Source organism: Acinetobacter lwoffii (assembly GCF_024129115.1).
In the GTDB taxonomy this organism is placed as follows: domain Bacteria; phylum Pseudomonadota; class Gammaproteobacteria; order Pseudomonadales; family Moraxellaceae; genus Acinetobacter; species Acinetobacter lwoffii_T.
The window spans coordinates 1-207 of sequence record NZ_JAMXXO010000076.1 but is presented as its reverse complement, the minus strand read 5'-3'; the positions used below and the strand labels follow the sequence as shown (position 1 = coordinate 207).

Sequence of the window (207 nt, the reverse complement as noted above, 5' to 3'; positions counted from 1 at the left end):
ATCTTTCCATGGTTTCGCATTTTTTCTAGGTGGAATCACCGCATGCGCTTGCCGATCTGCAATGACCTGACGGCATTGCTTGGTGTCATAAGCTCCATCGGTATAAACAGAGTCAATCTGCTCATCTTGTGGAATCTGATCAAGTAAATCACCAAGCACCTGTGAATCACTGACATTATTGGTTGTAAGCTGAACTGCTCGTATTTG

At 44.0% G+C, this 207-nt stretch carries 1 protein-coding gene; it reads right to left on the bottom strand.

Annotated features, from left to right (window positions below):
- A partial coding sequence (locus tag NI470_RS15725; protein ID WP_253149066.1) for a transposase occupies positions 1-207 on the bottom strand: 207 nt, incomplete at both ends.